Annotated in this window: 12 protein-coding genes and 2 pseudogenes; 11 read left to right on the top strand and 3 right to left on the bottom strand. The window is 43.4% G+C overall.

Annotated elements, in window-relative coordinates; genetic code table 11:
- Window positions 1–30: 30 nt before the first annotated feature.
- From LH47_RS09020 to LH47_RS08990, 7 genes and pseudogenes are all read left to right on the top strand, one after another.
- A pseudogene (locus LH47_RS09020) lies at window positions 31–696 on the top strand (IS66 family transposase); the annotation flags it as partial.
- Window positions 697–939: 243 nt separating this feature from the next.
- Window positions 940–1,308 (top strand): ArsR/SmtB family transcription factor, encoded by a 369-nt coding sequence (locus tag LH47_RS09015; RefSeq protein WP_043966687.1) that lies wholly within the window; start codon window positions 940–942, stop codon window positions 1,306–1,308.
- Window positions 1,301–3,439, top strand: a complete 2,139-nt coding sequence (locus LH47_RS09010) for a heavy metal translocating P-type ATPase (RefSeq protein ID WP_043966686.1) — start codon at window positions 1,301–1,303, stop codon at window positions 3,437–3,439. Before LH47_RS09015 ends, LH47_RS09010 begins: the two co-directional genes overlap by 8 nt.
- A 162-nt stretch (window positions 3,440–3,601) precedes the next feature.
- Window positions 3,602–4,728 (top strand): annotated as a pseudogene (locus LH47_RS09005) (ISL3 family transposase).
- 299 nt (window positions 4,729–5,027) lie between these two features.
- Window positions 5,028–6,011 carry a TAXI family TRAP transporter solute-binding subunit gene (locus tag LH47_RS09000; protein WP_043966690.1) on the top strand — a complete coding sequence of 328 codons (984 nt, stop codon included), beginning with the start codon at window positions 5,028–5,030 and terminating at the stop codon, window positions 6,009–6,011.
- A gap of 65 nt (window positions 6,012–6,076) precedes the next feature.
- Window positions 6,077–6,589: a DUF1850 domain-containing protein gene (locus LH47_RS08995; RefSeq protein WP_043966685.1), complete on the top strand. Its 513-nt coding sequence runs from the start codon at window positions 6,077–6,079 to the stop codon at window positions 6,587–6,589.
- On the top strand, window positions 6,579–8,519 hold the full coding sequence (locus LH47_RS08990; protein WP_043966684.1) for a TRAP transporter permease: 1,941 nt from the start codon (window positions 6,579–6,581) through the stop codon (window positions 8,517–8,519). Before LH47_RS08995 ends, LH47_RS08990 begins: the two co-directional genes overlap by 11 nt.
- Window positions 8,520–8,573: 54 nt before the next feature.
- On the opposite strand, the gene LH47_RS08985 is transcribed toward LH47_RS08990, so the two are convergent.
- Window positions 8,574–8,876 (bottom strand): AzlD domain-containing protein, encoded by a 303-nt coding sequence (locus tag LH47_RS08985; RefSeq protein ID WP_043966683.1) that lies wholly within the window; start codon window positions 8,874–8,876, stop codon window positions 8,574–8,576.
- On the bottom strand, window positions 8,866–9,555 hold the full coding sequence (locus LH47_RS08980; protein ID WP_043966682.1) for an AzlC family ABC transporter permease: 690 nt from the start codon (window positions 9,553–9,555) through the stop codon (window positions 8,866–8,868). The genes LH47_RS08985 and LH47_RS08980 overlap by 11 nt, the downstream gene beginning before the upstream one ends.
- A gap of 126 nt (window positions 9,556–9,681) precedes the next feature.
- Between LH47_RS08980 and LH47_RS16450 the strand changes: the two genes are divergently transcribed.
- Window positions 9,682–9,858: a hypothetical protein gene (locus tag LH47_RS16450; RefSeq protein WP_003399256.1), complete on the top strand. Its 177-nt coding sequence runs from the start codon at window positions 9,682–9,684 to the stop codon at window positions 9,856–9,858.
- Window positions 9,855–10,613 (top strand): serine/threonine protein kinase, encoded by a 759-nt coding sequence (locus LH47_RS08975; RefSeq protein ID WP_043966681.1) that lies wholly within the window; start codon window positions 9,855–9,857, stop codon window positions 10,611–10,613. Before LH47_RS16450 ends, LH47_RS08975 begins: the two co-directional genes overlap by 4 nt.
- Window positions 10,614–10,626: 13 nt before the next feature.
- On the opposite strand, the gene LH47_RS08970 is transcribed toward LH47_RS08975, so the two are convergent.
- Window positions 10,627–10,956 carry a helix-turn-helix domain-containing protein gene (locus LH47_RS08970; RefSeq protein ID WP_043966680.1) on the bottom strand — a complete coding sequence of 110 codons (330 nt, stop codon included), beginning with the start codon at window positions 10,954–10,956 and terminating at the stop codon, window positions 10,627–10,629.
- Window positions 10,957–11,135: 179 nt separating this feature from the next.
- Between LH47_RS08970 and LH47_RS08965 the strand changes: the two genes are divergently transcribed.
- Entirely contained in the window at window positions 11,136–12,146 is a 1,011-nt protein-coding gene (locus LH47_RS08965) for an asparaginase (protein WP_043966679.1), read from the top strand.
- Window positions 12,147–13,556: an aspartate ammonia-lyase gene (gene aspA, locus LH47_RS08960; protein ID WP_043966678.1), complete on the top strand. Its 1,410-nt coding sequence runs from the start codon at window positions 12,147–12,149 to the stop codon at window positions 13,554–13,556.
- The last annotated feature ends 9 nt before the right edge of the window (window positions 13,557–13,565 follow it).

The following is a 13,565-nucleotide window of genomic DNA, read 5'->3' as shown; positions in this document are numbered from 1 at the left end:
AATAATTAGCGAACGGTGCCAGGCACTGTTGTTCATGTCGCGTGCACATCGAAATATACATACTTGGCTCCTCACGCTTCTCGTGGAAAAAAAGCGACCGATGATATCGGGATTCTTCCCCGATATGAAGGGACGATGATGCACGATGCGTTCGGTACGTATCCGAAATACACACATGCCACCCATGCCCTTTGTCATGCCCATCATTTGCGTGAGTTAAAAGGATTCATCGAACAAGGGCATACGTGGGCGATGCGCATGACCACGTTTCTGTTAGCCGCCAAGCAAGCCGTCGAAGCCCATTACGGTGCACTTTCCGAAGAAGAAGCGAGACGGTGGGAACGAGTGTATGATCGCATCCTAGAAAGAGCACAACACCGATTGGAAGCGAAGACGCCTCTTCCGAAAAAAGCACTTGCTTTTGTTCGACTCCTTCAAAAACGAAAGGAAGAAGCGCTACGTTTCCTACATGAAGCTCATGTTCCCTTTGACAACAACCAAGTAGAACGAGATCTTCGCATGGTCAAAGTGAAAGGGAACATCTCGGGTACGTTTCGCGAAGAAACATTCGCGCAGTCGTTTTGCATCGCAAGAAGCATCGTTTCCACACTGACGAAACACGAAAAAAACGTGTGGGATTCGTTATGTCTTCTGTTGACAGGCGAAAAGCTCGATCGTGTTCTTTCTACCACTTAGGGTATTTTCTATTACGGGGATGCCCTATTTGTGTTGCGCTTCTTTACATACTACTATCGGAGTGAATAGTTACAATAGAATTTTTTGATGTAGCTAATTAAATGAATCGCACGGTAAATATTGGGTTGATTTTTTTAAATTCCATTCTTTTTTTGTTTTTCATTCAAATAAATACTTGAATAATAAAAGAAATGGGGTATAATATATTCAAACGGAAATTTGAATATGAAAGGGGGATAATGAATGAGTAAGAAAGAGACATGTGAAATTTATTGTTATGACGAAGAAAAAGTCAATCGAATACAAGGGGAATTGCAAAAAGAAGATATATCCAGTGTTGTCCTGTTGTTTAAAGCACTGGCAGATGAAAATAGGGCAAAAATTGTCTATTCACTTTGCCAAGATAAAGAGTTATGTGTATGTGATATTGCTAATATCATCGGGGCTTCTGTTGCAACAACTTCCCATCATTTACGCACCCTTTATAAACAAGGGATTGTAAAGTATCGAAAAGAAGGAAAGCTAGCATTTTATTCGCTGGATGATGACCATATTAAGCAGTTAATCATGATTGCGTTAGTACATGATAAAGAGGTGAAAGTCCGTGTCTGAACAACAAGCAAAATTATCTAAATCAGAAGCGAAAACCTACCGTGTTCAAGGATTTACTTGTGCAAACTGTGCGGCAAAGTTTGAAAATAATGTAAAATCATTGCCGGGTGTTCAAGATGCTAAAGTAAACTTTGGAGCATCTAAAATTACCGTTTGGGGTACAACAACCATCGAAGAATTAGAAAAAGCAGGAGCTTTTGAAAACTTAAAGGTTCGGGAAGATAAAGAAAAAGCAGTCAAGCGTGAACCTTTTTGGAAGCAAAAAGAGAACATCAAAGTGTATATTTCCGCTGTTTTGCTTGTGATTAGTTGGTTTTTAGGGAAGCAATACGGAGAAGAGCATATCTTTGCGACAATTGGATATGCTGCAGCAATTTTAATCGGTGGATATTCGTTATTTATAAAAGGGTTCAAAAACCTAGTTCGATTGAATTTTGATATGAATACGCTGATGACAGTGGCGATTTTAGGAGCTGCAGCGATTGGTGAATGGGGAGAAGGTGCAACGGTTGTTATTCTATTCGCCATTAGCGAAGCCTTAGAGCGTTATTCCATGGATAAAGCTCGTCAATCCATTGAATCGTTGATGGATATTGCTCCAAAAGAAGCATTAATTCGTCGCGGAAATGAAGAAATGATGGTCCCTGTTGACGATATTCAAGTCGGAGATATTATGATCGTAAAGCCTGGTCAGAAATTAGCGATGGATGGAATCGTCATCAAGGGTACATCTACATTAAATCAGGCTGCCATTACGGGAGAAAGTGTTCCAGTAACCAAAACAGTCGGTGATGAAGTCTTTGCAGGAACATTGAATGAAGAAGGGTTATTGGAAGTAAAAGTGACAAAACGAGTGGAAGATACAACTCTTTCGAAAATCATCCATTTAGTGGAAGAAGCTCAAGCAGAACGAGCACCTTCTCAAGCGTTTGTAGATCGTTTTGCCAAATACTATACACCAGCCATTATCATTTTTGCTCTTTTACTAGCCGTTATTCCTCCATTATTTATGGGTGCTGATTGGAGCGAATGGATTTATCGAGGTCTAGCTGTATTAGTGGTTGGTTGTCCGTGTGCGTTGGTTATTTCCACGCCTGTTTCGATTGTAACTGCCATTGGAAATGCAGCGAAAAACGGTGTGTTAATTAAAGGTGGTATTTATTTAGAGGAAGCAGGATCTCTAAAAGTCATCGCTTTTGATAAAACAGGAACATTAACAAAAGGTATTCCTTCCGTCACCGATGTAGTCACTTATAATGGCAATGAAAATGAACTAATGACCATTACAGCAGCCATTGAAAAAGGCTCACAACATCCACTTGCTTCCGCCATTATAAGAAAAGCAGAAGAAGATGGATTGAATTTTAATGATTTATCTGTTGAAGAATTCCAATCCATTACAGGTAAAGGGGTCAAAGCCAAAGTAAATAACGCAATGTATTATGTCGGAAGTCCAGGTCTTTTTGAAGAACTTCTTCCAAATGGCATCCAATCAGAAATAAAAGAACAAATTACAACCCTTCAAACACAAGGGAAAACGGTCATGGTATTAGGGACGGAAAAAGAAATTCTGGCGTTAATTGCCGTGGCAGACGAAATAAGAGAATCATCCAAAGAGGTTATTCGAAAACTTCATCAAGTCGGTATTGAAAAAACGGTGATGCTGACAGGGGATAACCAAAGAACAGCCGAAGCCATCGGAAAACAAGTCGGTGTTTCCGATATTAAAGCCGATTTACTTCCAGAAGATAAACTGAATTTCATCAAAGAGCTTCGCGACAAGTATCGAAGTGTTGCGATGGTTGGAGATGGTGTGAACGATGCACCAGCTCTTGCAGCTTCAACCGTTGGTGTGGCAATGGGTGGTGCTGGAACCGATACAGCCCTAGAAACAGCCGATATTGTCTTAATGTCTGATGATTTAAGCAAATTGCCATATACGATTAAATTGAGCCGCAAAGCTTTAGCGATTATTAAGCAAAACATTACTTTCTCTTTAGGGATTAAGGCATTGGCATTACTGTTAATTGTGCCTGGTTGGTTAACGCTATGGTTAGCGATATTTGCCGATATGGGAGCAACATTAATCGTAACATTAAACAGCATGCGATTGCTAAAAGTTAAAGAATAGGCTCTTCACCACAAGTTGTACTTGATCATTTAAGGTAGGTGTGCATAGAGGGTACAAAAAATGCGAATTTTCCTGTATGGTAAAGGTGACCAAACCGAACCATGGAGGGAAATTCGCATGTACTCTCAGTTTATCAAAGAACTCATCGATTGACCAGATGTTTTGATTCAAAAGGTGCGAAAAGAAGGGGAACGTTGGATTTTCGAACTTTCTCTACCCGAACAATGCCCGTTATGTCCTGTCTGCTTGAAGCGCACGATGAAAATGACAGTCAAAAAGAAGCAATGGATGCATGGCTATGCTCAGTGAATAGGGATTTTTTGGATCGAACTTCTTGTCGAGCGCAGACGTTGTCGTACGTGCGGCGTGACGTTCAGCACGTCGTATCCAGCCATCTCTCCGCGAAGTGTGGCGACGGATGCGTTTCAGCGATGGGTCGCGCAATCTTGCATCGGAACATCCATTCAGGACGTGTCTTGTATGCTCAAGCTTCCTTACACGACCGTTGAACGCTGGTTTTATACCCATGCTCCTTCCTATCGAATGATATCCAACCAAAGGCGGTTTGTGTCGATGAGTTTGCGTTTCGAAAAGGGCATGACTATGGAGTGGCGGTCATGGATGCCGAAACGGGAGAAGTGTATGCCATGGAAGCAGGAAAGAACGAGGAAGCTATTGGGCGTGCATTGGCTCATGTGTCTCGTTCCGTTCAGTATGTCGTGGGTGATTTGGCTCCAGCGATGAAAAAAGCGATTCAACGGGTTTGCCCAGAGGCGACACATGTCGTCGACTATTTCCATGTCATTCAGCTGTTTACCGATGCGTTAGAACGATGTCGCAAATATTTGGGCAAAGGAGGCAAGAAACACGGAAATGTTCGTTCCGTTTGCCGTTTATTGAGCCAATGTCCAGAGAAATTAACAGAGGAAGAACGTCAAATCATACGAGAATGGTGTAATGAAAGTGGTGACTTAAAGTCTGTTTACTAATCGCTCCAACATGTTCGCTATGTGTTCAAAAGCAAAGATGAGCAACAGGCGAAACGACGCTTGAAGGCTTGGATTCATCGGTATTTGTTTTGTCCTTGTTCCGTTGTTCGTGCCATCGCAAAATCACTCGTCAAACGAACAGACGAAATCATATCGTGCATTTTATCCCATTATTCGAATGGGAAGATGGAAGGAACGAATAACAAGATCAAGCTGATGAAACGTCGGGGATACGGATACCGAAATATCCAGCGTTTTGCACTGCGGGTTCGGCTGGAAACAGCTAACATACTTTCATGACATGTACTTGATAAATGATACGCTCTCCTAAACAAAAATGAAAAAATTCATTCACTTGTTGATCCTTTCCTACAAGCGGCAGTAGAGTGTGTTATAAGCAATCAAGTACACCTTTACACCTTGTGGTGAAGCGTCTTTTTTGGATAGCTGCGTGTTTATTTCTCCCGCTTCAATTGTCCTCTAGTTATGATAAATTTCCGATGATTTGGAAAAAAATAAAAAATGATTTGACATGTTTCTAGTAGTTTATGATATGATAGTGCTGTGACTTTTGAAATAGAAAAGAAGGGGTGGTTATGATGAGAAAGTTACGTAGTAGTATGTTGTTTGTCGTGTTGTTAGCGTTTACAATGATTGTCACGGCATGTAACGGGGGGAACGAGCAAGGAAGTAGCGGAGGAGAGAAAGAGAAAGTCAAAAGCATTAGCATTTTAACAGGTGGTACAGGTGGTACATATTATCCGCTCGGTGGAGCGATGGCGAGCATCATTCAAGAGGAGACAGGAATTAACGCGAACGCACAATCTTCAGGTGCTTCTGCGGAAAATATGAACACGTTAAAACAAGGAGAAGCGGAGATGGCGTTTGCACAAACGGATATCGCCTCTTACGCATTGAATGGGGAATTAATGTTTGAAGGAAATAAAGTAGAAAACGTACAAGCGATCGGTACGCTTTATCCAGAAACCGTTCAAATCGTAACGACAAAAGACAGCGGCATCGAATCAGTTGAAGATTTAAAAGGAAAAACAGTATCCATCGGTGCGCCAGGTTCTGGAGTTAGCGCAAACGCACAACAAATTTTAGAAATTCACGGCATTTCTTTAAACGACATTAAAGTACAAAACTTATCTTTTGATGAGTCTGTCGACGGCATTCAATCAGGCAGCATCGATGCGGCGTTCGTTACAGCTGGTACGCCAACAGGTGCAGTTGAAGCGTTAGCTGCTCAAAAAGAAGTGAAGATTGTACCGATTTCTGCTGAGAAAGTGAAACAATTGATTGAAAAATATCCGTTCTACGCGGAAGATACAATTCCTGCTGGTACGTATGGAATTGATTCAGACGTTACAACTGTAGCAGTTAAAGCGATGCTTGTCGTTCGCAAAGACTTAGATGAAGAGACAGTATACAATATTACAAAAGCTATTTTTGAAAATACAGATAAAATTACGCATGCGAAAGGAAAGTTAATTAAAGCTGAAACAGCGCTCGATGGCATCGGTAACATTCCGTTGCATCCAGGAGCGGAAAAATACTTTGCTGAAAAAGGCGTAAAATAACGAAATGTGATGATAGACCGACGTTGCTCGGTCTATCGTTTCGTTTTGTTTAAAGGTGAATGGTGATGTCTTTGCTGAAACGTTTCTTTTTTTTGCCCCTGTTCATCATCCTTGCTTGCTTGTTCTTCTTTCCTTATAAGCAAGTAATTGCGTTTTATTTCGAAGATTCCGATCGTCTCATCGCATTTTTTCCGATCGCTGAATCGCAAACGTTTCAAATCGTTTATACACATTCGATTCATTTCACCGATGTTGTCGAAACATATACGATATTCGAAAAAGAACTCGTACTTACAGAGTTGATGTATGAGAACTTTGCGGTTGGAATGCCAGCGAATGCGGAAGGAAATGAAGTGTTCGAACGAAGAGACGGGAAGTACGTCATTACAAATATGAACCGTCGCTTTCAAACGATTGATCTCCGCATTGGCCAAGTTCGGGCTAATCATCGCCTCATCTACAAAGGAAAAGAAATTGTGCTCGGTGAGAAGATCGGTTATGGCAAGTGGGTGAGAATCGTTCCAACTCGAATCAGTTTATGGCAGCAGTTGAAAGGAGTGAACATCATTGACGAATGAAAAAGTTGACGTATTATCAGCTGAAGAACAACAAAAAATACTAGAAAAATACGATCCCGAATCGAATACGCGCAAATTGACAGGGGTTTTTCAAAAAGTTGTGTTTGTGGGATTGTTAGCTTTTTCGTTGTTTCAGTTGTATACGGCTATTTTTGGCGTCTTTACTGCGCAAATTCAACGTTCCGTTCACTTAGGATTTGCGTTAGCCCTCATCTTTCTTTTATTTCCTGCTCGGCGCGGAAAAAGAAAGAGCGGAAAACTTCAAGTAGCATGGTACGACATCGTGCTCGCTTTATTAAGCATTTACGTCGGTTTATATTGGCCGCTTCATATTGATAAGATCGTCATGCGTGTCGGCATGCTATCTGATCAAGATTTTTACACAGGCGTTTTGGCAGTTTTGCTTGTGTTAGAGGCGACGCGTCGCGCGGTTGGTTTGCCGATTACCATTATCGCTATTTTATTTTTATCGTACGGTTACTTTGGCGAAATGATGCCGGGCTTTTTGCGTCATAGCGGTTTGAGCTTGCAACGTCTCGTGCAAACGATGTTTTTTACGACGGAAGGAATTTTAGGAACGCCATTAGGTGTATCGTCGACATTTATTTTCCTCTTCTTATTGTTCGGTTCGTTTCTCGTGAAAACAGGTGTTGGGCAATATTTCAACGATTTAGCAGTGGCGATTGCCGGTCGAAGCACAGGAGGTCCGGCAAAAGTAGCCATCTTCTCTAGTGCGCTACAAGGAACGATTAGCGGAAGTTCTGTCGCAAACGTTGTGACGTCAGGATCTTTTACAATTCCGATGATGAAAAAGCTCGGCTATAAAAAAGAGTTTGCCGGAGCGGTCGAGGCTGCAGCGTCAACAGGTGGGCAGTTGATGCCGCCAATTATGGGAGCGGCAGCGTTTCTTATGGTCGAGTTTATCGGTGGCGGGCTCACTTATTGGGATATCGCAAAGGCAGCTGCGATTCCAGCCGTCTTATATTTCGCAGGCATTTGGATTATGACGCACTTTGAAGCGAAGCGCATCGGTTTAAGTGGACTGTCAAAAGAAGAAATGCCAAATCGAAAAGAAGTGTTTAAGAAAATTTATTTGCTTATTCCGATTATTGCGGTCATCGTCTTATTGACGGCTGGTGTGACTGTTACGCATGCGGCGTTATATTCCATCGCCATCGCCATCGTCGTCGGATTTATAAACCGCGACTCGAATATGAAACTTGTCGATATCGTTTATGCGCTTGTAGACGGAGCGCGGACAGCGTTAGGGGTCGCTGCCGCTACTGCAGCTGCCGGAATTATTGTCGGCATCGTGACGAAAACAGGATTAGGGTTAAAGCTCGCAAACGGATTGCTTGATATTGCAGGGGGGCATTTATTGCCAACGTTATTTTTAACGATGATTGCGGCGATCGTTTTAGGAATGGGATCGCCAACAACCGCGAACTACGTCATTACGTCAACGATTGCTGCGCCAGCCATTATTTTGCTTGGTGTTCCTGATTTATCGGCTCATTTATTCGTGTTTTACTTTGGGATTATTGCAGATATTACTCCTCCGGTGGCGCTCGCGGCTTTTGCCGCTGCTGGTGTATCAGGTGGGGAGCCGATTCGCACCGGAGTTCAATCGGCGAAGTTGGCGATTGCGGCGTTCATTATTCCGTACATGTTCGTCTTATCCCCACAGCTGCTTATGATTGATACAACTATAACGGAATTGCTTTGGGTCATCTTCACGGCCGTTACAGGAATGATTGCCATCGGTGCAGGGATGGTTGGATATTGGATGCGCAGTTTGCATTGGATTGAGCGAGTCGTTGCGGTTGGCGCCGGTGTGATGCTCATTAACCCGACTGTTTGGTCAGATGTGATCGGTCTTGGCAGCTTTGTGATTTTGCTTGTTTTGCAATTTGTTTGGAAACGAAAGTAATGAAAAGAGCGACAGCGGGAAAAAGTCAGCGGATCACACGCTGACTTTTCACTATTACACCATCGTATATACGGTTAACACAAGGACAGATACGAACACGACGATCATGACGTTCGCGCCGAGCCATGAGGCAATTACGGCACTAACAAAGCCGAGGATGCCAAATACCGGATCGTCTTGAATGAGAAAAATACCCGGAATAATTAAAGCGCCGAGCGTGGCGTATGGAACGTTTCGCAATACACCGCGCCAAAACGGCGGCAATTCGATGCGATGAAATAGCGTCAATGGCAACATGCGCGGAATGTATGTCACAAGCCCCATGCCAAGAATGATGAGAAAAATGTTACTGTGCATATTCCGTCTCCTTTCCTTTTTCTACAACCCATTGAATACATATAGCGGAAATGATTGTAGAGATGACGATCGCCCATCCTTTCGGGACGTGAAGCCATAATAAAAGCACGCAGTTGATGGCACCGGCGCAAACGGCGAGCCATAGCGCTTTCCGTTCTGTTTTGACGGCAGGAACTAACAAGCTGATAAACATCGCATAAAGGGCAACGGATAAGCTTACTTGTACATTTTCGGGCAAGTGCGCGCCAACGATATGTCCGATTGCCGAATGGACGACCCAACTGCTGTAGGAAATGAAAATGAGTCCGAACATATACGAAGCAGAGATCGTTCCTTCTTTCATGGCGGCGACCGAAAACGTTTCGTCCGTAATGCCGAATGCGTATAGCGCTTTTTTCCATAGCGAATCGTTTTCTGCTTTTTCATTGAGCGACGCCGACATTAAAAAATGCCGAATGTTTAAAATAAACGTCGTTAAAATGATTTCAAACGGACCGGTGCCAAGAGATAGTAAATTGAGCGAAATGTATTGCGCCGCCCCTGCAAATACAATCATGCTCATAAGCGTCGTGTCCATAAGCGACAGCCCTGTTGATTTCGCTAATAAACCGAACGTCAGCGCAACAGGCGCATATCCGATCGCAATAGCTACTCCTGATTTTATCCCATCTCGAAACATGTGCATTCCCCCTTCTTATGTATTTTCTTAAAATTTTTTCTATTTCGCAAGGATATACTTTAAATATGAAACTTTTTTCTTATTTTTCCGTATAGTAAGCTATCCGTTATGAAGGGGATGATAACCATGTTGAAAAAATTGCTTGAGATGCTTTTACACAAAAATATGCACAAGCATCGTTACAGCAGCAGCGACCGTTATACGTACCGTCCGCATCGCCATCCGTCGCAATACGGCTATAAACATTATAAAAAGAAGCATCGTAGCCATAGCGTATTTTCTAGCTTTTTTGGCAGTTCATGATTTTTATTGAAAAGCCGTATCGGGAAGGAACGGTCGTAAACGGGCGATACACGATTGAAGCGCGGCTTGGAGAAGGCAGCTATGGTGTGGCGTACGTGGCACGTGATGAACAAACGAATGAGCTCGTCGTTTTAAAACAAATGAAGCGGACGAAAACAAAGAAACGGCGGGCATCGTTTGAACGAGAAGCGCATATCTTAAAAAAGCTCAATCATCCACAAATTCCGAAGTTATATAATTCATTTGATGTGCGTGGTACTCCGCATTTAGTGATGGAGTATATCGATGGAGATACGATCGAGACGCTTATTTTTCAAAAAAATAAAACGTACGATGAAAAAGAAGCGTTTTCGTTATTGGCGGATGTGTTACGTGTCGTGCAATACATTCACGCGCACGGCATTGTACATCGCGATTTGCGCATCCCGAATATCGTTTTTCGCAACGGGGTTGTATATGTACTCGATTTTGGACTTGCGCGCTTTTTATATGAAAAAAATGAACGGCTGTTTACACTTGAACAGCGGCTAAGGCGAAACATTGATGTAAAAAGCGACATATATGCCCTCGGTCATTTTTTATTGTTTTTATTGTATTCTTCTTATGAACCGACAGCGGATAAAGAGAACAGCTGGGAAGACGAACTTTCCTTGTCAAAAGAGGCGCGCCATGTGTTGCGGCGCATGTTGCAGTTGGATCGGCCGTATGCCTCCGTTGAACAATTGATGCGCGATGTTGCTTATGTGGTCGGATAGGCGTTTCATGCGCCTATTTCTTTTTTTCGATGTCGCGTTTTGCGCGAAGAAAAGCAATAAGCCAAACGATTTCGTCTTCCGTAACTGTTTCTCCATCGACCGTCATATGAAACGCCGCATTCGTCAGCTCAATGGTCGGTTGTTCTTCATCCGTTGCCCCAAGCAAATAATCCGTTGTTGTGCCAAATAAAATGGCGAGTTCTTTGACGGCTTCTAACGACGGTTGACGATATCCCGATTCATAGCCTGCATATGTACTTTTTGCGATATTGAGTTGATCGGCAATATATTGCAACGACCATTGTTTCTTTTTCCGTAACTCCGATAATCGTTTTGAAATCATCTTTCTTCTCCCCCTTTTGCTGTTTGCGAAACGAATAAAAACACTTGTTATTTTCCTCTTTTCTGAATATAATTGAAATGGATGTACGCGAAACGCGAACAATTTTATTTATAGTTTACACTACATGACACAAAGAATACAATAGATGACTTAAAATCGCCATATTTGGGGTGACGATAATGAAAAACATTTTGTTGCTTGCGACAGGCGGCACGATTGCTTCTGTGCCAAGTGAAGAAGGGTTGACACCAAAGCTGACGGCAGAAGAATTGACGAGCTACATTACGATCGACAATCAGCCGTATCGGCTACATAGCCAAATTTTAATGAACATCGACAGCACAAACATGCAGCCAGAACATTGGCGCGATATTGCTCAGGCGATTTATACACATTACGACCAATATGACGGTTTCGTCGTCACGCATGGAACAGATACGATGGCTTATACGGCAGCCGCGTTATCATATATGATCCAAAACAGCAACAAACCGATCGTGTTGACAGGCTCACAAGTGCCGATCGGTTTTCCGAAAACAGATGCGAAAAAAAATATACGCGATGCGCTTCGTTTTGCATGCGAAGACGTCGGCGGGGTATTTGTCGTCTTCGATGGGCGCGTCATTTTAGGAACGAGAGCGGTAAAAATGCGGACGAAAAGTTATGACGCATTTGAAAGCATTAACCATCCGTACGTCGCCTATATTCACGGGGAAACGATTCATTATCAATACGAGCTACAAAAGCCAAATGGGCACGTGCAGTTTGATTCGTCGCTTTGTCCGGATGTGTTTTTGTTAAAGCTTTATCCGGGCACAAAGCCAGAAATATTTGATTACATTCGCCATTTATATCGCGGTGTTATTATCGAAAGCTTCGGAAGCGGCGGCGTGCCGTTTCAAGGGCGCAATTTGTTGCCGAAAATAAAAGAACTCATTGATGACGGCATGGCCGTCGTTATTACGACGCAATGTTTAGAAGAAGGGGAAGACTTAACGTTATACGAAGTCGGGAGAAAAGTGGCGCAAAATACGGTCATTTTATCCGGCGATATGAATACGGAAGCGATCGTGCCGAAGTTGATGTGGGCGCTAGGAAAAACGACGAATTTGCTTGAGATAAAAAACATGATGGAAACGCCAATCGCAAATGACATAACAGAAAAACATGAAGAAAGTTGGGATGCATAGATGTTGCAAACGAAAGCAGTACGAATTGAACGAGATTTGCTTGGCGAAAAAGAAATTCCATCCGGCGCATATTACGGCATTCAAACGATGCGCGCGGCAGAAAACTTCCCGATTACAGGGTATCGATTGCATCGCGAACTTATTCAAGCGATGGCGATCGTAAAAAAAGCGGCGGCGCTCGCGAATATGGAGACGGGGCAGCTCGATGTGCGCATTGGTCAAGCGATTGTCAAAGCGGCAGAAGAAGTGATCGCAGGACAATGGCACGATCAGTTTATCGTCGACCCGATTCAAGGCGGGGCAGGAACGTCGATCAACATGAACACAAACGAAGTGATCGCGAATCGCGCACTTGAATGGTTAGGAGAGAAAAAAGGAAGTTACCATATCATTAGTCCAAATACGCACGTCAACATGTCACAATCGACAAACGACGTGTTTCCGACGGCCATTCATATCGCGGTGTTAAACATGGTGAACGAATTGCTTCAAACGATGGAACATATGCACGATACGTTTGCCGATAAAGCGAAACAGTTTGACCACGTCATTAAAATGGGACGGACGCATTTACAAGATGCCGTTCCGATTCGGCTTGGGCAAGAATTTGAAGCATACCGCCGCGTCGTAAAGCGCGATATGGAGCGCATTGCGCAGTCGCGCCAACATGTATACGAAGTGAATATCGGCGCAACGGCGGTAGGTACAGGATTAAATGCCGATCCGGTCTATATTGAGCGCGTCATTTTTCATCTCGTTCGTTTGACAGGGTTGCCGCTTGTGCGCGCGGAACATCTCGTTGACGCAACACAAAATACAGATGCGTATACAGAAGTGTCGGCTGCCTTAAAAATATGTATGATCAACATGTCGAAAATCGCTAACGATCTTCGTCTCATGGCGTCCGGTCCGCGCGCAGGGCTTGGGGAAATTACATTGCCTGCTCGGCAACCGGGTTCGTCCATTATGCCGGGAAAAGTGAATCCGGTCATGGCGGAAGCCGTCAATCAAGTGGCGTTTCAAGTGATCGGAAACGATCATACGATTTGTTTAGCGTCAGAAGCAGGGCAGCTCGAGTTAAATGTCATGGAGCCTGTGCTTGTGTTTAATTTGCTTCAGTCGCTTCATATGATGAACAGCGTGTTTCGCGTGTTTACCGACTACTGCTTAGCCGGCATTGAAGCGAATGAGGAAAGATTAAAAAAACATGTCGAAAACAGTATCGGCGTCATTACAGCGGTCAATCCGTACATCGGCTATGAAGCGGCATCACGCATCGCAAAAGAAGCGCTTCGTACCGGAAAATCGGTGCGCGAGCTATGCTTGGAGTACAATTTGTTGAATGAAAAGCAATTACATGATATTTTAGACCCGTATGCCATGACAAGTCCGGGCATTGCAGGAAAATAACATGAAGCG

This window comes from Anoxybacillus thermarum (assembly GCF_000836725.1).
Lineage (GTDB): Bacteria > Bacillota > Bacilli > Bacillales > Anoxybacillaceae > Anoxybacillus > Anoxybacillus thermarum.
Note: the sequence above shows the minus strand (reverse complement) of the source record. Positions and strands in the feature narration are given on the sequence as shown.

Coding starts and splice junctions, on each gene's coding strand:
- LH47_RS08985 (WP_043966683.1), bottom strand. CDS start 8,876: ATGCACAGTAACATTTTTCTCATCATTCTTGGCATGGGGCTTGTGACA.
- LH47_RS08965 (WP_043966679.1), top strand. CDS start 11,136: ATGAAAAACATTTTGTTGCTTGCGACAGGCGGCACGATTGCTTCTGTG.
- LH47_RS08970 (WP_043966680.1), bottom strand. CDS start 10,956: ATGATTTCAAAACGATTATCGGAGTTACGGAAAAAGAAACAATGGTCG.
- LH47_RS09000 (WP_043966690.1), top strand. CDS start 5,028: ATGAGAAAGTTACGTAGTAGTATGTTGTTTGTCGTGTTGTTAGCGTTT.
- aspA (WP_043966678.1), top strand. CDS start 12,147: ATGTTGCAAACGAAAGCAGTACGAATTGAACGAGATTTGCTTGGCGAA.
- LH47_RS08975 (WP_043966681.1), top strand. CDS start 9,855: ATGATTTTTATTGAAAAGCCGTATCGGGAAGGAACGGTCGTAAACGGG.
- LH47_RS16450 (WP_003399256.1), top strand. CDS start 9,682: ATGTTGAAAAAATTGCTTGAGATGCTTTTACACAAAAATATGCACAAG.
- LH47_RS09015 (WP_043966687.1), top strand. CDS start 940: ATGAGTAAGAAAGAGACATGTGAAATTTATTGTTATGACGAAGAAAAA.
- LH47_RS08995 (WP_043966685.1), top strand. CDS start 6,077: ATGTCTTTGCTGAAACGTTTCTTTTTTTTGCCCCTGTTCATCATCCTT.
- LH47_RS08980 (WP_043966682.1), bottom strand. CDS start 9,555: ATGTTTCGAGATGGGATAAAATCAGGAGTAGCTATTGCGATCGGATAT.